Genomic DNA, 19,725 nt, shown 5'->3' with positions numbered 1-19,725 from the left:
CTATATTGCCTCTGTGCCGCAAGATCTTTCTTCCCCCCTCCCTGATTATCTGACGCGCCTCAACCCAGAGCAGCGCAAAGCTATTGAAACGACCGAAGGGCCGCTCTTGATTCTCGCCGGTGCGGGAACAGGCAAGACGCGCGTTCTAACGACACGTTTCGCCCATATTCTGCTGACCGGGCGGGCATATCCGCGCCAAATTCTCGCTGTGACCTTCACCAACAAGGCCGCCAAGGAAATGCGCGAGCGTGTTGAGGTCTTGATGGGGGAGCCTGTCGAAGGCCTTTGGTTAGGAACATTCCATGCGATTTGCGCACGAATGTTACGCCGTCATGCTGAGTATGTTGGCCTGCAAACGGGCTTTAATATTATCGATACGGATGATCAGATCCGTCTTCTCAAGCAGGTTATGGAGCCGTTTCGGCTTGACACGAAGCGTTGGCCCGCAAACCAATTGATGGGTATTATCCAGCGCTGGAAAGACAGAGGATTAACCCCTGATCGCGTCGGTGTTGCTGAGAATACGGACTTCGCCAACGGGCACGCAGTTTCTATTTACAAGGCATATCAGGACCGGCTCATCGCGCTCAATGCCTGCGATTTCGGAGATTTGATGCTGCACATGGTAGAAATCCTGCGCAGCCAGCCGAGTGTGCTTGAGCAGTATCACCGCATGTTCCGCTATATTTTAGTGGATGAGTACCAAGATACCAACACGATCCAGTACATGTGGCTCAGGCTCCTTGCCAAACGAGCTGATGGTGTTTCCAATATTGCTTGCGTTGGGGATGACGATCAGTCGATCTATTCATGGCGCGGTGCTGAGGTTGAAAATATTTTACGTTTTGAGAGAGATTTCCCGGGAGCTGAGATCGTGCGGCTGGAGCGGAATTATCGCTCTACAGAGCAAATTTTGGCAGCAGCGTCCGGACTGATTGCTCATAACGATGGCCGTTTAGGTAAAACGCTCAGGCCAGGAAAAGAAGACGCATCCGGTGAAAAAGTACGCATTATTGGCGCCTCGGATTCCGAGGAAGAGGCGTCGGTTGTTGCGAAGACAGTTGAGCGTCTACGTCGCGAAGGGCACTCACTGGCCGAAATGGCTATTTTGATGCGCGCTGGGTTCCAGACGCGACCGTTTGAAGAACGTTTGCTTGCTACCGGGATCCCTTACCGGATTGTCGGCGGTCTGCGCTTCTATGAGCGTGCTGAAATCAGAGATTGTCTGGCTTACATGCGCGCGTTGACTCAAGTCTCGGACGATCTTGCTTTTGAGCGGATTGTAAATACACCGAAAAGAGGCGTTGGCTCAGTAGCGCTACAAAAGCTTCGTTTGCATGCCATGGCCGGAGCTGGGTCACTGCAAAAAGCTGTTAAGGAGCGCTTGGAAACTAAAGATTTAAAGGGGAAATCAGGCTTGGCTTTGCAAGCACTGATGGACGCTTTTGCAGAGGCGAAAGAGCGTTTACCTGTAGAGGGTCATATCGTTGCCGTAGAAAAGCTTTTGGAAGACACGGGCTATCTCCAGATGTGGCGCGACGACCGGTCTGTTGAAGCGCCGGGCCGATTAGAGAATATCCGCGAATTGCTACGTGCAATGGGAGATTTTGCAACGTTAGAGGCGTTTTTAGAGCACGTTGCGCTGGTTATGGATGTCGAAAATGAAGCGTCCGAAACCGAGCGGGTGAGCCTAATGACTATTCACGGTGCAAAAGGCCTTGAATTTGACACGGTATTTTTGCCCGGTTGGGAGGAAGGTGTGTTCCCCTCGCAGCGCGCTCTGGATGAAGGCGGCAATAACGCGTTAGAGGAAGAACGGCGCCTAGCTTATGTCGCACTAACAAGAGCCCGTTTGCGTGCTTTGGTGTTGCACGCAGCGCGGCGGCGTATTTTTGCGAATTGGCAGTCGTCTATTCCAAGTCGTTTCATTGACGAAATACCTTCCCGTTATGTACAGCATTCCGGCTATAGAGCGGAGCATGGGTACGGCGCGGGGCGTGGTGGGTTTTCGCAGCAGAGAGATTCAGTCTTTGCCTCGGGCCCTGTTGTTGCGCAGCGTCCTGCTGCGGCGCGGCCAGTGCGTCCATCGCAGGGTGCGTTGGCCGCTGCGCGAATGCCGCCGGGGACATCTGTGTTCCATGCGAAATTTGGCGAAGGTGTCGTGCTGGCTGTAGATGGCGAGCGGTTGGAAATTAATTTTGAGAATGGTGGAGTACGGCGGGTGATGGCCAATTTTGTGGAGATTTGTTCATGATGGCTCCTCGGAGCGTTGGTCGCCGCCATGCGACGCAATTGGAAACAATCTCCATTACGGTACTCGAAGAGCACGTTCCGCTCTTTGAGCAAGCACTTGCGTGTGCTTGTGAAACTGTGGGCATGTTTGAAGCCGATGATGAACAAAAATACTGGCGCCTTGAAGGGGTCAAGGATATTGGTCATCGTGAAGACGACTTGCAGAATGCGCTCGCTGTTGCGCGGGTTCTCACGGGTGAAGACGCTCCTTTGCTGCGTGAAGCGACCGAAGCTGAAGGTTGGTTAGCCCGTACCTATGAGTCCTTCCCCCAACAAGATGTCGGTCGGCGCTTTGCAATTCGCGGCACGCATTTGCACGGTGCGCCTGACCGTTCACGTCTGACGATAACATTAGACGCAGGAATTGCGTTTGGTTCGGGGGAGCACGGTTCTACGCGCGGTTGTTTGCGGGCTCTTGAACGCATTGCGCACCGTAAGCCTCAGCGTATTTTAGATATGGGTTGCGGGTCCGGGATTTTGGCCATGGCCGCAGCCAAATTGCTGCACAAGCCTGTTTTAGCTGTAGATATAGAACCTTGGTCTGTCCGGACAGCCAAGATGAACGCACAGCTTAACGGATTGGGCCACCTGCTCGATTGTCGGTTTGGGAATGGCTGGCTTACGCCTGCGGTGCGCCGGGGCTCTTATGATCTCGTCTTTGCGAATATTTTGGCCCGACCTCTGTGCCGTATGGCCCCTTCCCTCGCTGCGCGTCTAGCTCCGGGCGGAACCGCCATTCTGGCAGGTCTCCTTGCGACGCAAGCTAGAATGGTTCTTGCCGCGCATCGCGCACAGGGTCTTGTATTAGAGGCAATGCTGCGCGAAGGCGAATGGGCAACGCTGGTTGTGCGCAAGCGTGGTTGAAAAGTCCACCATAACGCTGCGTGCCGCGCATGAAGGTGATTTGGAGGTTATTCTCGAAATCACCAACCATGCCATTTTGCATACAGATACTTTGTGGATGAACACCCCTCTCACGTTAGATCAACGCCGGGTTTGGATGGAGCAACGCCAAGAAGCAGGGTATCCTGTTATTGTGGCGTGTGACACGGAGGGGCAAACCATCGGGTTTGGTTCATACGGCCCCTTCCGCCCGTATGAAGGCTACGCCCGCACCGTTGAACATTCGGTTTACGTTGCGGCAAGCCATCAGGGCAAAGGTGTCGGTGCGTTACTTTTGACTGCCCTGATAGAAAGCGCACGCCAGAAAAATATTCATGTGATGGTTGCCGGTATTGCTGCTGGTAACGTGGCGTCTGAAGCTTTGCATAAGCGCTTTGGGTTCCAGCCTTCAGGGGTATTACCTCAAGTAGGGTACAAGCAGGGCCGCTGGCTTGACCTGCTTTTTATGACGCTCTGTCTGACTACAACAAACGACCTGTGAAAGTTTTAAATGATGACGTTTGCGCTCTCCTTGTCTGAACGTATTGCTGCCGTTAGAAGCGCTTGTCATGATGCAAGTGTTGACGGGTTCATATTGCCACGCGGTGATGAGTTTCTTGGTGAATATGTTGCCCCTTACGCCGAACGCTTGGCTTGGTTGAGTGGCTTTACAGGCAGTGCTGGTTTGGCAATTGTGCTCTCCGCGAAAGCAGGTTTGTTTTCGGATGGACGGTATACCGTCCAAATGGAACAACAGGCACCGCATGACATATGGGAGCGCTGTCACAGCGTAGAAGAGCCAGCTTGCGAATGGCTGGAAAAGAATGCGCAAGGTTTGTGTGTGGGCTATGACCCCAAGCTTGTGAGCCGCGCTATGTTGAATTCATGGGCAGCGCCTGGGGTAACTTTTGTACCTCTAACGGCGAACCCAATTGATCGCGCATGGGCCGACCAACCTGCGGCACCAGGCAGTGAGATTTTTCCTCAATCTGACGCAGATGCAGGCGAAACTTCAGCCGATAAACGTTTAAAAATCGCTCAAGCCCTTCAAAAAAATGGGCAAGATGCCGTTGTGTTGGCAGATTGCACGTCTCTGGCATGGTTGCTGAATATTCGTGGGGACGACGTTCCCCTTACGCCCGTGGCGCAGGGTTATGCTGTCCTTAAGGCCGACGCCAGTGTTGAGCTTTTCGTCGATGGTACACGTTTGCAATCTGGTTTGCTCCAGATACTTGGTGAGCATGTGGCCGTCCGTTCACCTCAGGATCTGGCTATAAGCTTGGCTGAACTTGGTGGCAGCGTTGTGCGCGTAGACCCGACAACGACCCCGGTATGGTTTGAGACAATTCTCGTGGCGCATGGTGCGGAAATTGTTCATGCCCCCGACCCTTGCACTTTGCCAAAAGCTATTAAAAACTCTGCTGAGCAGAATGGCTCTCGTAGAGCGCATGCTTTGGATGCAGTCGCCGTAACGCGTTTCTTATATTCGCTTACGCAATCGGCGGCAGGTCAGCGTGAAACGGATTTGGTAGCGCGCTTAAATGATTTCCGCGCCCAGAACGATGAATATCGTGGGCAAAGTTTTGATGCAATTTCTGCATCGGGCGGGAATGCTGCTTTCCCGCATTATAAAGCGGAAGTGGGTCGTGACAGTGTTCTTCCGGCCAATAGCGTCTATCTGATCGATAGCGGGGGTCAGTATCCGTTCGGGACAACGGATATTACCCGCACTGTCTGGATCGGACCTGAGGCAGCCCCCGCTGATGTAAAAGACGCTTTTACGCGTGTCCTGAAAGGTAACATTGCGTTGAGCCTTGTTCGTTTCCCAACGGGAACACCGGGCTTTCGCTTAGACGCTCTGGCACGTGCAGCCTTGTGGGATGTCGGGTTAGATTATGACCACGGTACGGGTCACGGCATAGGCAACTATTTGTCGGTACATGAAGGGCCGCAAAATATCTCTCCAGCACCCCGTCCTACGGGGTTGGTGAACGGCATGATCGTTTCCAACGAACCGGGCTATTACGAGCAAGGGGCGTTTGGTATTCGTATCGAGAACCTCCTTCTGGTGATCGAAGCTGAAAAAGCGGCAAAGTCAAAAAGAGCATTTTCGTCTTTTGAGGTCCTGACCTACGTCCCTATCGACCCCGCACTGATTGATGCGTCTTTGCTGGACGACAAGGAACTGGAATGGCTTAACGCCTATCATCAAGAGGTTTTAAAACGTGTCGGGCCGGCCCTGAATACGGACGAACAGGCTTGGTTAGAAGGTATTTGTAAGCCAATTTTTGCGGTTTGATGCGCATTTATTAAGAGTTTTTTAAAGGGAGACCGTGAAGAATAAAGCGCATGAGACGGCGTTTTATTTTCACGGCTTTTTTTCTTTCTGCTGAGATTGCTCACGCGCACGATAGTGACGCAACGTTATGCGCTGCGGCTACCCAGTCAGTAGAAAGGGAGTTCGGCCTGCCAAGTGGTCTGCTCACCGCGATCAGCACAATTGAGAGTGGCCGCCACATTTCCTCGAATACCTCTCGTACCGCTTGGCCGTGGACTGTAAACGCGGCGGGTAAAGGGTATTTTTTTGAACGTAAGGCGGATGCAATTTCCGCCGTGCAAAATTTTCGTCAGCAAGGCATCCAATCGATCGATGTTGGGTGTTTGCAGGTTAACCTGCATCACCACGCGGATGCATTCGAAACGCTGGATCAAGCGTTTGATCCATTAACGAACGCGCGCTATGCGGCACAATTTTTAAAAACTCTTAATACGCAACAGCACGGATGGTTTGCAGCAACTGCCGCGTATCATTCATTAACTCCATCTTTGGGGCCGGACTATGCACGGCATGTTTATGCGGTTTGGAATAAAAGAGAGGACTCTTACAGGCCACCGGACTTTTTACCGCAGGTCATAATGACTAATACTGGACCGCAGGTTATCGTCCCTCATGTTTGGGTGGCGACATCTGGGGGGCTGCATAGGTTCCCCGTGATGCGAGGATCTGTACTATCAGTGCCGGTAGATGCACAAAAAGGGCGTACACTTGCTGCTTATCGCATGGTACCTACGCGCTTATGGCGGCAATAGAGGTCCCATCACCGATTTACCCAACTATGTGCAATGGGGTAATGGGATCCGAGGGAGCTATTTATGACGTATATTTATCTTATGATCGCAATTGTTGCGGAGACATTTGCGACCTCGCTGCTGAAGCAAAGCGGTGGCTTTACGAAGATCGTGCCTACTTTTTTCGTTGCTTGTGGCTACATCATAGCTTTCTACGCACTATCATTGGCCTTGAAAGATATGCCAACCGGCATTGCGTACGCAATTTGGTCCGGCGTAGGGATTATTTTTATTTCTGCCGTTGCGTGGGTGTTTCAAGGTCAGAAGCTTGATGTCCCTGCCCTTATCGGTATGGGACTCATTATCGCGGGCGTGATTGTTATCAACGTTTTTTCAAAAACGGGCAGTCACTAGGCGATGAAGCATGGCTCCTGCCGTAATCGGGGCATTCTTTTGAAATTTCCGCCCCAATAAGCGTATATATTTTTTGGAGTTTTTTGTTCTCTTTATGAGAACTGCGTGGCGGAGGGGATGGGATTCGAACCCACGATACCAGTTTCCTAGTATAACGGTTTAGCAAACCGCCGCCTTCAGCCTCTCGGCCACCCCTCCGCTTGTTACGCGGTTTTTTACACGGCGTTTGCAGGAGTGTTACTAGGGGGAAAATCCTTGCAGGTCAAACCCCCTAGAGCACTTTTTTTTAAAAATTATGCATCAAGCAACTTACGAAGCACGTCATTGACCAATGCAGGGTTTGCTTTGCCCTTCATGGCCTTCATGGATTGCCCGACGAAGAAGCCGAAGAGCTTGTCCTTACCGCTCTTATATTGCTCAACCTTATCTGCATTTGCTTCGAGGATGGCATTAATGGCTTCTTCAATTGCCCCTGTGTCAGTGACTTGACGCAGGCCTTTGCGTTCGACAATGGCGCTCGCAGAATCGCCCGTCTCAACCATGTCTTCCAGAACTTCTTTTGCGATCTTGCCGTTAATGGTTGAATCGGAGATTAGGCTAAGAAGTTCGCGTAGGTTTTCTGCGCTGACAGGGCTATCTTCAATGGTACGGCCTGTACGGTTAAGCGCACCGAAGAAGTCCCCCAAAATCCAGTTTGTCGCTAAACGAGCATCTGCATTTTTGGCAACGGTCTCATAAAAATCAGCGACTGCCTGCTCTGCCGTCAGAACGCCGGATTCATAACGCGAGATGCCGTATTCTTTTTCTAAGCGTGTACGCTTGTCTTCGGGCAGTTCTGGCAGGGCTGCCTTTAGTTCGTCCACCCAAGATTGTTCAATTTCCAGTGGCAGGAGGTCTGGGTCTGGGAAGTAGCGGTAGTCATGAGCGTCTTCCTTGCTGCGCAAAGAGCGCGTTTCGGAGCGCACATGGTCGAACAGGCGCGTTTCCTGATCAACTTCACCGCCGTTCTCCCAGATTTCGACTTGGCGGCGTGCCTCTACTTCAATGGACTGCATTACGTAGCGAATAGAGTTTACGTTCTTGATTTCGCAGCGTGTGCGGAAGCCTTCCTCTCCCGGGCGACGTACAGAGACGTTAACGTCAGCGCGCATGGAGCCTTCTTCCATGTTGCCGTCACACGTACCGATATAGCGCAGAATTTGGCGTAGTTTGCGAAGATATGCGCCGGCCTCTTCCGGGGAGCGAATATCGGGCTCACTAACAATTTCCATCAGCGCAACGCCAGCGCGGTTCAAGTCAATGAAGGAGCGCGTTGGGTCTTGGTCGTGGATCGACTTGCCTGCATCTTGTTCAAGATGGAGGCGTGTCACACCGATTTCGCGGCTGCTACCGTCTGCTAGATCAACGACTACGACGCCCTTGCCTACAATAGGGTGAGCAAACTGGCTAATTTGGTAGCCGGTTGGCAAGTCAGCGTAGAAGTAATTTTTACGGTCAAAGCGGCTGAAGAGATTAATCTCTGCGTTCAAACCCAAACCAGTACGCACTGCCTGAGCAACGCATTCGTGGTTCAGAACGGGAAGCATGCCCGGGAATCCCGCATCCACAAGGCTCACATGCGTGTTTGGCTCACCACCATAAGTGGCAGAGGCCCCTGAGAACAGCTTGGCTTGGCTTATGACCTGCGCGTGGACTTCGAGGCCGACAACGATTTCCCAGTCGCCGGTGTTGCCAGTGATAACGGTGCTCATGCTGGGTTCCCTGCGTGAATGGTTGGTCGGTGCGTGAAGGAGGCGGCTTGCTCCAGCACGTGGCCAGCGGCAATCAGCGTTTCTTCATCAAAGAACTTGCCGATGAGCTGCAAGCCCAGTGGCAGCCCCTGCCCGTCCAGCCCGGCAGGTACTGACAGGGCGGGTACGCCTGCCATGCTTGCAGGGACAGTAAAGACGTCGTTGAGGTACATCTGAACGGGGTCAGACGGTTTTTCATTCAGGGCAAAAGCACTGGATGGTGCTGTAGGCGTTAAGAGAACGTCTACATCCTCATAAGCTTTCAGGAAGTCTTGCTGGATGAGTGTGCGGACCTTCTGAGCGCGGAGGTAATACGCGTCGTAGTATCCTGACGAGAGGACGTGCGTACCAAGCAGAATGCGGCGCTTCACCTCTTCACCGAAGCCTGCAGCGCGACTGGCTTCATACATGGCATCGAGGGAATCAGCCTTTACACGTGAGCCGAAACGAAGGCCGTCATAACGCGCAAGATTGGACGATGCTTCAGCAAGGGCCGCGATGTAATAGGTAGGCAAGCCGTACTTTGTATGTGGCAGAGAAACTTCTTTAATTTCTGCGCCAGCTTCCCGTAGCCAATTGATGCCTTGCTGCCATAGTGCCTCTATTTCAGCAGGTAGGCCATCGGCGTGGTATTCTTTCGGAATGCCAACACGAAGACCTTTGACGCCGCGGTTCAGGGCTGCTTCGTAATTCGGCACAGGTGTATCGACGCTTGTGGAATCGCGCTGATCGAAACCAGCCATGGAGCGCAAAAGAATTGCGCAATCCTGAAGGTTTTTCGCCATTGGGCCAGCTTGGTCGAGCGAACTGGCAAAAGCGATTGTGCCAAAGCGTGAGCAGCGACCGTAAGTCGGTTTGATACCTGCGATGCCTGTGTAAGCAGCCGGCTGGCGAATGGAGCCGCCGGTATCCGTGCCAGTTGCTCCCAAGACGAGGCCAGCCGCGACGGCTGCGGCGGAGCCACCGGAAGAGCCGCCGGGAACCAGATTTTCGTCTGATCCATTGCGTTTCCATGGGTTAATAGCGGGGCCGAATGCGGAGTTCAGATTGCCGGAACCCATAGCAAATTCGTCTAGGTTCAGTTTACCCAGAAAAACAGCGCCATCACGCAGCAGGTTGCTGGTTACTGTACTTTCGTAAGGTGGTACGAAATCGCGCAGGATGTTGCTGGCCGCTGTGGTGCGGGTGCCGTTCGTGCAGAACAGATCCTTGATACCGAGCGGTAAGCCACACAGTTCCCCGCCCTCACCTTTGGCCAAAGTGGCATCGGCCGCATCAGCAGCTTTCAGCGCGCTTTCCGGTGTTGTGGTGATGAAGCTGTTGAGCGAACCATCGAGACGTTCAATAGCCGAGAGATGCGCTTCGGTTAGTTCACGCGCCGAGATTTTGCGTGCGCGAAGAGCGTCACGTGCCGAAGCGAGAGTGTAATCAAAAGGAGTAGACATTATTCAACGACCTTCGGCACGGTGAAATACGGACCTTCACGGTCGGGTGCGTTGGACAGAACGTCGTCGGGGCGTTCACCATCCGTAATGCGGTCTTCGCGCAGGCGTGGTTGCGCGAGGCCTGTGCCAATCATTGGCGGGACATCTGAGACGTCCAGTTCGTTAAGTTGCTCAACCCAATCGATGATGGAGCCCATATCTTTTTGCAGGGCTTCCACTTCGGCGGGAGCAAGACCAATACGTGCCAGTCTGGCAGTACGTAAAACCGTTTTCGCGTCGAGCGACATGAAGATTCCCGAGTGAGAGAAAATTAAGAGTGGCTTTTCAGCCTCAGGATAGATCATAACGCCGTGTTATGTCCCTGTTCAATCCACAAGACCTACGTATCAGCCTAAAGGCTGGTCAGCGCGTGCTGGGAATAGACCCCGGAGCGCGTACTATTGGCCTCGCATTAACTGATGTTTCTTTAATGTTGGCCTCGCCTTTTGCCTCATTGAAGAGGCGGAAATTAGGTGAAAACGCCAAGGAAATTGCGGAAATTGTCGCAAAACACGACATTGGGGGGCTGGTTGTTGGCCTGCCCTTGGGGCTTGATGGAAGCTTCGGGCCTGCAGCGCGTGCAGCATCTGACTGGACTGAGGCACTTTCGGAGCGTCTTGGCCTTCCGGCGTGTGTCTGGGATGAGCGTTTGTCGTCTAGTGCGGTGAATCGTTTTCTTATTAACGAAGCAGACATGACTCGGGCGCGGCGCGCTGCAGTCGTTGATAAAATGGCAGCGAGTTACATGCTGCAAGGATGGCTGGAGGCTTCAGAGCCCCCAGCGGAATACTAGCCTGCTTTCTGGGTGGTTTTACCACCCATACCCGCCGAAACCCGGCCCGAAGCCCATACCAAAACCGGGGCCCCACCCTCCCCATGCGCCCCAATTCCAATTGGCGTCGTTGTATTCTTGCGCTGTCATCTGCTGTTCATCAGCAAGATTTTGTTGCTGCTGATATTGTTGGTAGCGGCCATATGCATCTTGTGAGCCGACGTAAAGGCAGTCACAGACGCTAGGGTCTGAATACACATAATGAATTGTGTCGCCGCTTACGCGCCTTAAGAAGCGATGCGCTGGCAAGCGCTTGAGCATGGCCAAGCGTTCAGGTGTGTTGGCCGGTTTGGCGACAAAGCCTGCGGCTGCGAGGTGATCTTCTTTGTCGCTGACGATTTGCTGGGCCGATTCGCACGCTGTGAGAGAGAGAAAGCCTGTCAGAAGGCAGGCGGCTGCAATTTTTTTGTGTGAAAACATGAAGGGTTCCTTCATTTGAATAGCTTGCAAAAAAATAACGACCCGTGACATCGACGGGTTTATAAGAATATTGATGACAAAAATTTTAGATTTCCCCGCATACAAAATTATTTGTAACGAGATGAGCGCTTAAAAAAGAAAATTTTAGTGACAATTTTTTCGTCTGTTTGCCCCGAGGCGCGGAAGAGTGCCATTCACGGCAAAAAGCGCTGAACAAGGGGTGATTGACTTTTGGGGCATAGGTGGGCCTTCATCAGCTTAGTTTTACAGAAGGGCTATGATCATGGCTGAAGAAGAAGTTGCAGGTTACCTGATCCGTCGTGAACTCGAAAGCGGAGACGAAGAGTTCTGGAACGTTGATAACGGTTGGGTTTCTGACCCGGGTGATTCAGAGCTTTACGAAGATGAAGATGAGGCTTCCGCTAAGGCAGACGAACTGCGTGAGCAGGACAAATTCGTTGTGACGGTTGAAGAAGTGTATTTCGACGACGAAGAATATGTCGACGAAGATCACGACGACGAAGCCTAAAAAGCTCTCAGCCTGCATCGGAGATATCCGGTGCAGGTAGTGTCCTGACACGCACAGGCTTTATAGCCAGCTTGGTGCATTCTCTTAGAATTAAGCTAAATTTTTGGGTATTTCCGAGCCGGGTGGTGGGCGCAACAGGGATTGAACCTGTGACCCCTACCATGTCAAGGTAGTGCTCTACCGCTGAGCTATGCGCCCTCCGGCTCGGTGAGGTGGTGTTTAGCTGTATTCGCTGGGGGTGACAACCCCTTAAAAATAAAAAATTATCACTGGATGCGATTTTTTTCTCCCCCCTCACCTGTTTCCGTTGAAAAGCCAGCTTTTCCGTCGCGAAAACCTGTTCTCATTTCTTCACCCCACTCAGGGCGCTCTTATCCTGAGGCGTTTTTGCGTGCCACGTGCCTATCAGAAAGTGCCTTACGCAAAACAGAAGATCGGTTGGTGGACTGGTTCTGGGACGGTATCTCTGCATACGGGGCGACTTTTATAAAAACATCTGTGCCTCGCGTGTGGTGTGATGCGAACCGTAGCTGCCATGAGTTGGATGAGCGCATGTTTCGTCCCGCCCCGGCTGGCCGTTTGTTTGAACGAACAGAAAAAGTTCGCGCAGGTTTTGGGGTTATTCCCCGGCTGGCAGCGCAATCCGTACCAATTTATACGCATTGCCTAGCGGTGGAAGAGATTGACCATCGTCTCTCGTTAGGGTGGTTTCCCTACCACGCAGCTTTGGAGCGCGAGTTAAGGGCCTTATCCACCCAATGCCAGACGGAGGTTGTACTGCTTGATATGCACTCAATGCCGCCGCTTCAAATTGCGTCTCGTTGTGACATTGTTCTAGGTGATTTTCATGGGCGCGCCTGTCATCCCTTCATAATGGAGGAAGCACGACATTTTCTTGAAAAGCGCGGCTATGCAGTACGGTGCAATACGCCCTACGCAGGTGGGTACATAACTCAGCACTACGGACGGCCTGAACAGGGGCGGCACGCGCTACAGATTGAAGTCAATCGTGCTTGTTACCTGAATATGAGTACCTACGAGCTATCAAAAAACGCGGAGAGCATTAAGCGCGATTTACGCGATATGGTGTATGTGTTGGCGGATCATATGGCTGAAAGAAAGTGCGCATAATGGTCAAGCGGCATACCACTCCAAAAATCTACTTAGCGGGCGACATTGTCTTTCGCCCGAATGCGCTTTCTATCTTCCAGTCTTTAAAAGATATTTGTGCACAGCACGGTCTGCTTGGGGTGGCGCCGTTTGATGGTCAGGAAGAAGCGCGCCATCTACCGCCGGGTCGTGAAACGATTTTGGCTTTTGTAAAAGCAGACCGTGATTTGATGGATAGCTGCGATGCTGGTCTCTTCTGCGTAGACCCATTCCGCCGTGGAGCGGATATGGACCCAGGCACCGCCGTCGAAATTGGCTACATGCATGCTCAAGGTAAGCCGCTAGAGGGTTATACGATTGATGGTCGGAGCTATCCTGAGAAAGTAGAGGCTTATTGGCGGGCTGCGTTTCGAGAAGCATTGTCTGCGCGGGCAGCTAATGACGCCCCCAGCTCCGGCGCGATGGAAGACCCTGACGGAATGCTCGTGCATTCTGAAGGAATGCTACAAAATGGTATGGTTGACGGGTTTATACAGTTTTCTGGCGGACAAATTTCGGTGGCAGATGATTTTTTGGAAGCCTTTTCAAAGGCGGTAAAGATTTTATCTAAAAGACTGTAATTAAAAAATATTTCTATTTTTCGGGTGGATCAGATAACGAATCTACTCGAAAAAAATCCCTCTGTGGGAGCCGTGGCTCTTAACCCTTTGATCTTAAATACAAGAAGAATTTTTTTTCCAAAAAAAGTTGACTGCGCGTCGTTTGTTCTTCTTTTGTTCTCACTGGGAGGACGATATGGCCTATAGAGGCGATAGAACAACGGGATTTGCATCCCCAGCGGCTGACAGTGTGGAGAGTACCATTGATTTAATGTCAGCGGTGCTCGATTTGAGGCGGCCGAGCCGTTATCCGGTTTGCGTTGAAGGAGATGTCTTAACGGCCCGAGGCATCCGGCATGGCGATATTCTAGTTGTTGATTCGGCCTTACCCCTAAGGCGGGGGCCGTCGTGGTTGCTGCGATTGGGGGCGAGCTTCGCGTGTGTGAGCTTACGCAACATGCTGGAGCATGGTGGCTACGCTCTGCAGAGTTGGAAGCCTGCGTGCAAGTGGATGAAGCGGCCGACGTTTCAATATGGGGTATAGCAACGGGACTGGTCCGGACTGCGCTTTAATGCCTATTTTTGGTTTGATTGACGGTAATTCCTTCTATTGTTCATGTCAGCGCGCTTTCGAGCCTAAGTTAAAGCGCCGCCCTGTCGTTGTCCTAAGCAATAATGACGGTTGCGCCATTGCGCGCACGCATGATTATGTGGAATTGCAAGACGCAGTCAAACATTGTTAGGCCTTGAATAACAGAACGGACTGCATAGCTGCTTATGACGAGCATGATGCAGTCTGTTTTTGTTGATCAGGCCTGATCCGTTTGGGAGCCCCCGATCAAGGACGTCTGCCCGAAGGGAAAGACCCCGCCGGAGAACCTTCGACGGACGATATCTGCGATTTTCTAGCGTTATCAGAACGGGGGGACGACGACACAAAAGTGCTCTTTAAGTACGCTTGGAGTTATCGCTAGTAGAACATAGATTTAGTCAATATTTTGACAACAAAGAAGCAGGTATATTGGATCGATTGATAGAACATAATGATGGATGTAACCATTAAATTCAAATATTTAAAATAGTGATCAAAAAATTTTTCAGTATTGTTTATCAAACATTTTGTTTAGCAAATTAACTAAAAGATCTCGATCTTTTTCATCCCATTCTTCAAAATGCTTCACCATCCATTTCCGGCGGACGGTAGATATTTTTTCCATCATCACTAAGGCTTCTGGCGTCAAAGTAAGTTGGCGCGATCGCTGATCTTCAGGATTTCCAGTTCTGGTAATCAGCCCTAATTTTTCAAGCTTAAGGATCTGCCGACTGACAGAAGAATGATCCTTACTCAGAAGATTAGCTAATGCCGCAACATTAGTGTCCTGTGTCAGAGCGATGCGTGCCAAGAGAGGAAAAAGTGCTCGATCTAAGTTTACGTTAGCCTCAGCCAATAAACGTGCGTCGACATCAAGGCGAGTAATAAGATCTGAGGCCGAAACCAAAGAGCGATGAAGAAGATCTGTCCAGTGCATAAGTGTGCATAATGCACATTTATGTTGTTCCGCAAGAGAAAATTTGTTAGTCAATTTGTATGCATTATGCACATAAATTGGGATAAAAGACGTGTTTCAAGTTTTGATCATAGGGGCTGGTGTTACAGGCTTATCGCTTGCCATTGAGCTTTTAAGGCGTGGCATCACTATTAGAATTATTGATTCAGCTCACGCTCATTTTTCCGGGTCGCGTGGGAAAGGAATACAGCCCCGCTCGCTTGAATTACTTAATATGATGGGAATAGCTACGGATGTTCTAAAGTGCGGAACACTTTACCCACACCTAAAATTCCACATAGGGCCGCTTTCTATTAAAGGGTGGTCCCTCGGCACGCACGATGCGCCAAGTGAAGCACGACCGTTTCCTAATCTCATTATGCTGGAACAATGGCGTACAGAAGAAATCTTAAGAAAAAAAGTACAAAATTTAGGTGGAGAAATCGAATTAGGTACTGGAATAGAAGCACTTACTCAAACAGATGATCAGGTGATAGTAACACTGACAACCGGCGAGACAGTTCGGGCAGAGTATGCAGTGGCTTGCGATGGCGGGCGCAGCACCACGCGGGGTTTCTTAGGTCTCCAGCTTTTGGGGGCGGCCGTCGACCAAAAAACGAGCATTGTTGCCGACATGGAGGTAGAAGGCCTTGATCGGAAGTACTGGCACGCTTACCCGTTTCGTGGGGCAGGGTTACGCTCTTTGGCGCCACTTCCAGCGGGCGGACTGTTTCAGTTGCAGGCTACGGACGATATCAGCCTAAAAGGACTGGCGAACGGAGTTCAAAAACTAACAGGAAAGAAAGTTGGTCATATCGCGTGGCAATCTCGCTACCGTCACCAGGCGCGTATGGTTGAACGTTACCGAGTAGGACGGGTATTCATCGCGGGAGACGCTGCCCATATTCACCCGCCTTCCGGCGCGCAGGGATTAAATACTGGCCTGCAGGACGCCTGTAATCTGGGGTGGAAGTTGGTATCGGCGCTTAGAACCGGGAATGATTCTATCCTTAAAACTTACGAGGCAGAGCGCCGGCCTGTTGCAGCAGATATGCTGGGCCTGACAGCAAAGCTCCATACATCGACGTCTAAATCGAGAGGTGATCTAACCAATCAGTTGGGTTTGAATTATCGGGGAAGCTCTTTGGCATTAGGAAATGCTCCGGGAACACTAATGCCTGGTGATCGTATGCCTGACCAATTTTTAAGTAACGGTATAAAATTATTTGATGTCATGCAGCACGGGGGCGCAACTCAGATAATGAGGCCTAATCGTGATCATATTTTGATACGACCTGATGGTTATATAGCTGAGTTTGTTTCTAGAGAAGTCAATCTCTACTATGGACATAACGTTGTGAAGGTCGATGAATAAAAGATCTTATTTGTGTTCGGTTCTTGTGCGAGGATGGTGTCACATTAACACATACGTGCTAGCTAACGGACATAGACACATCCCCGGTGAGTTATAAATGGCACCGTTTTCCGCGTGAATTGATCGGGCATGCGGTCTGGCTGTATTTTCGTTTTCCCTTAAGCTTTCGCTTACGGAAAAACCGCGACCATTCTCGCAGCTTGAATTCGCTCAAATCCAGATGCCTTCAACTCAAAAGAATTGACGTGAAAGTACCGCTGTATCGTTTAGATCAGGCCGTGCAACTGTTTCAGGAATGCCGCGATATTCGCTTCGTCGCGCTTGTAATATGTCCAAGGGCCTATACGTTGCGACGTGACGAGCTTGGCGCGTTGTAGTGCCGTCAAATACAGCGAAATGGTAGATTGAGACAGGCCGGATTGCTCCTGTATGATGCTCACACAAACACCTACCTGCTCGGGGTCGACTTCCTGTTCAGGGTAATTCTTGCGAGGGTCTTTAAGCTTCGCCAAAATTTCTAGCCGGGCGGGGTTGTCCAAGGCCTTCAGTGCGTCGTTTACGTCAATGCTCATGACCTCTCGTATAGCGATAAATTCCAATATATCAATATTCCGCTGTTTCTTAAGTGTGCCCACTTACGCCGGAAGTGTCAAAAGCCGTGTTTAGATGTCTGAACACGGCTTGAAACCCCTAACGTTGATAGGCGGGATAGTCAGCATATCCTTTCGCGGTGCCGCCATACATGGTCTTTGGATCTACCGGGTTGAGTGACCAGCCATGAGCGATACGCTCCGGCAAATCGGGGTTTGCGATAAAGGGACGGCCGAAGGCAATCATATCGCCCCACCCCGCTTCGATCACACTCACGCCGCGCTCGGGGGTGTACCTGCCAGCATAGAGAACCCGGCCACTGAAGTTTTTCCGTATGTCCGCGCGGAAAGATTCAGGCAGATCGGGCGCGTTATCCCAGTCCGCCTCGGCAATCGAGACGTAAGCAACCCCAACTTTTTCAAGAGTTTTAATTGCCTCAATATAAGTTGTGTGTGGATCTTCCTCAACAAGACCAAGATAAACGCGGTCCTCGTCTGTGGTCGCGAACAGGGGAGAGAAGCGGACTCCCATTCGTTCTTTACCGACTACATCGGCAACCGCCTGAGTTACTTCAGCAAGGAATCTCAGTCGGTTTTCCAGCGAGCCACCATACTCGTCGTCGCGTTGATTGGTATGTGCGGAAATGAATTGGTTCAGAAGATAGCCATTCGCGCTGTGGATTTCTACACCATCAAAGCCAGCATCAAGAGCATTACGCGCTGCTTTGGCGTAGAGCTGGACAAGTTCCTTGACCTCTGCTGTGGTTAGGGCGCGTGGTGCCGACGGTTGTGTGAGAGCGCCCTGGCCCGGTCCGGTCTCAACGAACACTCTAACATTGTCGGCCGGGATTGCCGACGGCGCGATCGGAGCGGCCCCACCAGGCTGTAGGGAGGCGTGAGATACGCGCCCCACATGCCATAATTGCAGAAAGATAGTTCCTTTTTTCTCGTGAACGGCATCGGTGATTTTGCGCCAACCCACGATCTGTTCGGGACTGTAGATCCCGGGGGTCCACGCATATCCTTGGCCGCGCGGTTCGATCTGAGTTCCCTCGGTTACCATGAACCCTGCGCTGGAGCGTTGGCTGTAGTAGGTCGCCATCAAGTCATTGGGAATGTTTCCTGGCTGGGAGCTGCGGGAACGTGTGAGCGGAGGGAGAACAATCCGATTTCTGAGAGTATACGGACCTAGGGTCACACTGTCGAAAAGAACAGAGTTTTTCATTTTTAGAATCCTAGATATTGGTAAATTTAAATGTATAAGGCCTGAAATGCCTTATAACTACCGGTGTCAGAACAGTCCGTCGGAAACCTCGTTGAGCTGCCTGTAAGCACCAAGCGCCACGACTAAACCGTACGTTCAATATTTGATCTTTTATAGCCAACGAAGCGCGCGGCGTTGGTGTAGGGCTGATTGGTGAACTTCATCAGGCATCTCATTCCGTGGGGTAGTAAGACTGCTTATATAGCTATAAATAGAGATATATCAATATGTAAATTTATAAATTTGATCTATATTATCTTGGTGGGGGCGTCACACAAAACGGGTACTGATATTACGCCAAGACTTGAAGGCGACGTAAAACACCTGCTCTCAGCAACTGCGTTTAAGCGGCGGGCTATTATGCCACGGCAGGCCGGTTCTAAGAATAGCGGTGGCGATTGTGACGAGATGCCTTGCGATAGCGACGATCACGAGTTTATGTGACTTACTCCGTCCCTCCGGGAACGTCGAAAATGGTAACAAAAAATTTTCCGGTCATGTCCGCTATGGGGATACAATCAGAGTGGAGGTATGTCCGAGATGTAGGCAGAATGTCGGGTACTTTCCGAATAGCGGACGTAAAGCATTGATTTTTTTTCGACTAATTGAGGCCGTTTTCTGATTATAAGGCTCTACTGATCAGTCATAAAGACGGACATTCAAGCCACAAATCGCCAAGCTGTGCCAGCGGTTACAAAACACTGTATTTCGTTAGGTAGAGCTGTCCCCCGAAATTTAGACAATGAGTTAAGCTCGTTTTTCCTGGTGTAAGGAAGACGAACGAGATGAAGATATCGCGCAAGAATCACTCGGCTGAGTTCAAGTCCCGCGTCGCATTATGGCATTCACCCGACGCTGGTGCAGGAATGGAAGCGTGAGGGCTATTGTGTGGGCCGTAAACGCATTCGCCGTTTGATGGCTAAAATGGGGCTTACGCCTATTTATCAAAAGCCCCGCACGACGGTTCGACATCCGGAACACGCTGTTTATCCGTATCTTTTGCGCCATGAGGTCATTGATCGGCCCAATCAGGTCTGGTGCGCGGACATCACTTATCTGCCTATGAAACAAGGTTTTCTCTATCTTGTGGCCATTATGGATTGGTTCTCACGCAAAGTTCTGGCTTGGCGTGTGTCCAATACGATGGATACAGAGTTTTGCTGTGATGCGCTTGAAGATGCATTGGCACGTTATGGCCGCCCAGAGATTTTCAACACCGATCAAGGGCGGCAATTTACGTCAGCCAGCTTCACCCAATGCCTGCAGCGCCACAGCATACGGATCTCCATGAATGGCAAAGGCTGCTGGATGGATAACGTGTTCATCGAGCGGCTCTGGCGGTCAGTGAAGTATGAGTGCGTCTATCTCAACGCCTTCGCCAATGGCACAGAACTGCGAAAAGGTTTGGCGTAGTGGTTCGACTATTATAACGCTGATAGACCTCATTCAACGTTTGCTGGGCAAACGCCAAATGAGGTCTATCAAAAGGCAATCTCATCGCAAAAACAGGCAGCTTAATTAACCAAAA

The 19,725-nt window shown here is 51.1% G+C and carries 20 protein-coding genes, 2 tRNA genes and 2 pseudogenes; 15 read left to right on the top strand and 9 right to left on the bottom strand.

Annotated elements, in window-relative coordinates; all coding sequences use genetic code 11:
• Window positions 1-13: 13 nt before the first annotated feature.
• The 6 genes from D5366_RS11055 (at window position 14) to D5366_RS11030 (ending at window position 6,657) form a co-directional block, all read left to right on the top strand.
• A complete protein-coding gene (locus tag D5366_RS11055) occupies window positions 14-2,254 on the top strand; it encodes an ATP-dependent helicase (protein WP_141493684.1) in 2,241 nt (746 codons plus the stop codon).
• The gene (locus D5366_RS11050; protein WP_141493960.1) at window positions 2,254-3,156 is read left to right on the top strand and encodes a 50S ribosomal protein L11 methyltransferase; all 903 of its coding nucleotides are present in this window, start codon (window positions 2,254-2,256) and stop codon (window positions 3,154-3,156) included. The genes D5366_RS11055 and D5366_RS11050 overlap by 1 nt, the downstream gene beginning before the upstream one ends.
• The gene (locus tag D5366_RS11045) at window positions 3,149-3,676 is read left to right on the top strand and encodes a GNAT family N-acetyltransferase (RefSeq protein WP_170211093.1); all 528 of its coding nucleotides are present in this window, start codon (window positions 3,149-3,151) and stop codon (window positions 3,674-3,676) included. The genes D5366_RS11050 and D5366_RS11045 overlap by 8 nt, the downstream gene beginning before the upstream one ends.
• A 9-nt stretch (window positions 3,677-3,685) precedes the next feature.
• Window positions 3,686-5,473 carry an aminopeptidase P family protein gene (locus tag D5366_RS11040; protein WP_141493683.1) on the top strand — a complete coding sequence of 596 codons (1,788 nt, stop codon included), beginning with the start codon at window positions 3,686-3,688 and terminating at the stop codon, window positions 5,471-5,473.
• Window positions 5,474-5,523: 50 nt separating this feature from the next.
• Window positions 5,524-6,264, top strand: a complete 741-nt coding sequence (locus D5366_RS11035; protein WP_141493682.1) for a transglycosylase SLT domain-containing protein — start codon at window positions 5,524-5,526, stop codon at window positions 6,262-6,264.
• A gap of 63 nt (window positions 6,265-6,327) precedes the next feature.
• Entirely contained in the window at window positions 6,328-6,657 is a 330-nt protein-coding gene (locus D5366_RS11030; protein ID WP_141493681.1) for a DMT family transporter, read from the top strand.
• A 106-nt stretch (window positions 6,658-6,763) separates the two neighbouring features.
• Here D5366_RS11030 and D5366_RS11025 read toward each other — a convergent pair.
• The 4 genes from D5366_RS11025 to gatC form a co-directional block, all read right to left on the bottom strand.
• Window positions 6,764-6,855 (bottom strand) — tRNA-Ser (locus tag D5366_RS11025).
• A 95-nt stretch (window positions 6,856-6,950) separates the two neighbouring features.
• Window positions 6,951-8,408, bottom strand: a complete 1,458-nt coding sequence (gatB, locus tag D5366_RS11020) for an Asp-tRNA(Asn)/Glu-tRNA(Gln) amidotransferase subunit GatB (protein ID WP_141493680.1) — start codon at window positions 8,406-8,408, stop codon at window positions 6,951-6,953.
• On the bottom strand, window positions 8,405-9,892 hold the full coding sequence (gene gatA / locus D5366_RS11015) for an Asp-tRNA(Asn)/Glu-tRNA(Gln) amidotransferase subunit GatA (protein ID WP_141493679.1): 1,488 nt from the start codon (window positions 9,890-9,892) through the stop codon (window positions 8,405-8,407). Before gatA ends, gatB begins: the two co-directional genes overlap by 4 nt.
• A complete protein-coding gene (gene gatC, locus D5366_RS11010) occupies window positions 9,892-10,179 on the bottom strand; it encodes an Asp-tRNA(Asn)/Glu-tRNA(Gln) amidotransferase subunit GatC (RefSeq protein WP_141493678.1) in 288 nt (95 codons plus the stop codon). The genes gatA and gatC overlap by 1 nt, the downstream gene beginning before the upstream one ends.
• Before the next feature lie 68 nt (window positions 10,180-10,247).
• Here gatC and ruvX point away from each other — a divergent pair, with 68 nt between their 5' ends.
• Window positions 10,248-10,724, top strand: coding sequence for a Holliday junction resolvase RuvX (gene ruvX, locus D5366_RS11005; protein ID WP_141493677.1), 477 nt, complete (start codon window positions 10,248-10,250; stop codon window positions 10,722-10,724).
• Window positions 10,725-10,742: 18 nt separating this feature from the next.
• Here the strand turns inward: ruvX and D5366_RS11000 are convergent, their stop codons facing one another.
• Window positions 10,743-11,183, bottom strand: coding sequence for a hypothetical protein (locus tag D5366_RS11000; RefSeq protein WP_141493676.1), 441 nt, complete (start codon window positions 11,181-11,183; stop codon window positions 10,743-10,745).
• A gap of 283 nt (window positions 11,184-11,466) precedes the next feature.
• On the opposite strand from D5366_RS11000, the gene D5366_RS10995 reads away from it, so the two are divergent.
• Window positions 11,467-11,712 (top strand): hypothetical protein, encoded by a 246-nt coding sequence (locus D5366_RS10995; RefSeq protein WP_141493675.1) that lies wholly within the window; start codon window positions 11,467-11,469, stop codon window positions 11,710-11,712.
• A 123-nt stretch (window positions 11,713-11,835) separates the two neighbouring features.
• Here the strand turns inward: D5366_RS10995 and D5366_RS10990 are convergent.
• Window positions 11,836-11,910 (bottom strand) — tRNA-Val (locus tag D5366_RS10990).
• A gap of 189 nt (window positions 11,911-12,099) precedes the next feature.
• On the opposite strand from D5366_RS10990, the gene D5366_RS10985 reads away from it, so the two are divergent.
• The 4 genes from D5366_RS10985 to D5366_RS12260 all read left to right on the top strand — a co-directional run bounded on the left by D5366_RS10985 (window position 12,100) and on the right by D5366_RS12260 (window position 14,164).
• Window positions 12,100-12,843, top strand: a complete 744-nt coding sequence (locus tag D5366_RS10985) for an N-formylglutamate amidohydrolase (protein WP_240775257.1) — start codon at window positions 12,100-12,102, stop codon at window positions 12,841-12,843.
• The gene (locus tag D5366_RS10980) at window positions 12,843-13,442 is read left to right on the top strand and encodes a nucleoside 2-deoxyribosyltransferase (protein WP_141493673.1); all 600 of its coding nucleotides are present in this window, start codon (window positions 12,843-12,845) and stop codon (window positions 13,440-13,442) included. Before D5366_RS10985 ends, D5366_RS10980 begins: the two co-directional genes overlap by 1 nt.
• 175 nt (window positions 13,443-13,617) lie before the next feature.
• Window positions 13,618-13,965: a S24 family peptidase gene (locus tag D5366_RS10975; protein WP_240775256.1), complete on the top strand. Its 348-nt coding sequence runs from the start codon at window positions 13,618-13,620 to the stop codon at window positions 13,963-13,965.
• A complete protein-coding gene (locus tag D5366_RS12260; protein WP_338036361.1) occupies window positions 13,955-14,164 on the top strand; it encodes a Y-family DNA polymerase in 210 nt (69 codons plus the stop codon). The genes D5366_RS10975 and D5366_RS12260 overlap by 11 nt, the downstream gene beginning before the upstream one ends.
• Before the next feature lie 354 nt (window positions 14,165-14,518).
• On the opposite strand, the gene D5366_RS10965 is transcribed toward D5366_RS12260, so the two are convergent.
• Window positions 14,519-14,950, bottom strand: a complete 432-nt coding sequence (locus tag D5366_RS10965) for a MarR family winged helix-turn-helix transcriptional regulator (RefSeq protein WP_141493672.1) — start codon at window positions 14,948-14,950, stop codon at window positions 14,519-14,521.
• A 91-nt stretch (window positions 14,951-15,041) separates the two neighbouring features.
• Here D5366_RS10965 and D5366_RS10960 point away from each other — a divergent pair, with 91 nt between their 5' ends.
• Window positions 15,042-16,343: an FAD-dependent monooxygenase gene (locus D5366_RS10960; protein WP_170211092.1), complete on the top strand. Its 1,302-nt coding sequence runs from the start codon at window positions 15,042-15,044 to the stop codon at window positions 16,341-16,343.
• Between the two features lie 71 nt (window positions 16,344-16,414).
• Window positions 16,415-16,513, top strand: a pseudogene (locus D5366_RS10955) (IS6 family transposase); the annotation flags it as partial.
• Window positions 16,514-16,609: 96 nt separating this feature from the next.
• Here D5366_RS10955 and D5366_RS10950 read toward each other — a convergent pair.
• Window positions 16,610-16,915: an ArsR/SmtB family transcription factor gene (locus tag D5366_RS10950; protein WP_141493670.1), complete on the bottom strand. Its 306-nt coding sequence runs from the start codon at window positions 16,913-16,915 to the stop codon at window positions 16,610-16,612.
• Between the two features lie 118 nt (window positions 16,916-17,033).
• Window positions 17,034-18,158 (bottom strand): alkene reductase, encoded by a 1,125-nt coding sequence (locus D5366_RS10945; protein WP_141493669.1) that lies wholly within the window; start codon window positions 18,156-18,158, stop codon window positions 17,034-17,036.
• Window positions 18,159-19,052: 894 nt separating this feature from the next.
• Here D5366_RS10945 and D5366_RS10940 point away from each other — a divergent pair.
• Window positions 19,053-19,715, top strand: a pseudogene (locus tag D5366_RS10940) (IS3 family transposase); the annotation flags it as partial.
• Window positions 19,716-19,725 lie beyond the last annotated feature (10 nt).

Origin of the sequence: Neokomagataea tanensis, from assembly GCF_006542335.1 — a bacterium.
Classification (GTDB): domain Bacteria; phylum Pseudomonadota; class Alphaproteobacteria; order Acetobacterales; family Acetobacteraceae; genus Gluconobacter; species Gluconobacter tanensis.
The sequence above is the reverse complement of the archived record's forward strand: the minus strand, read 5'-3'. Positions and strand labels throughout refer to the sequence as shown.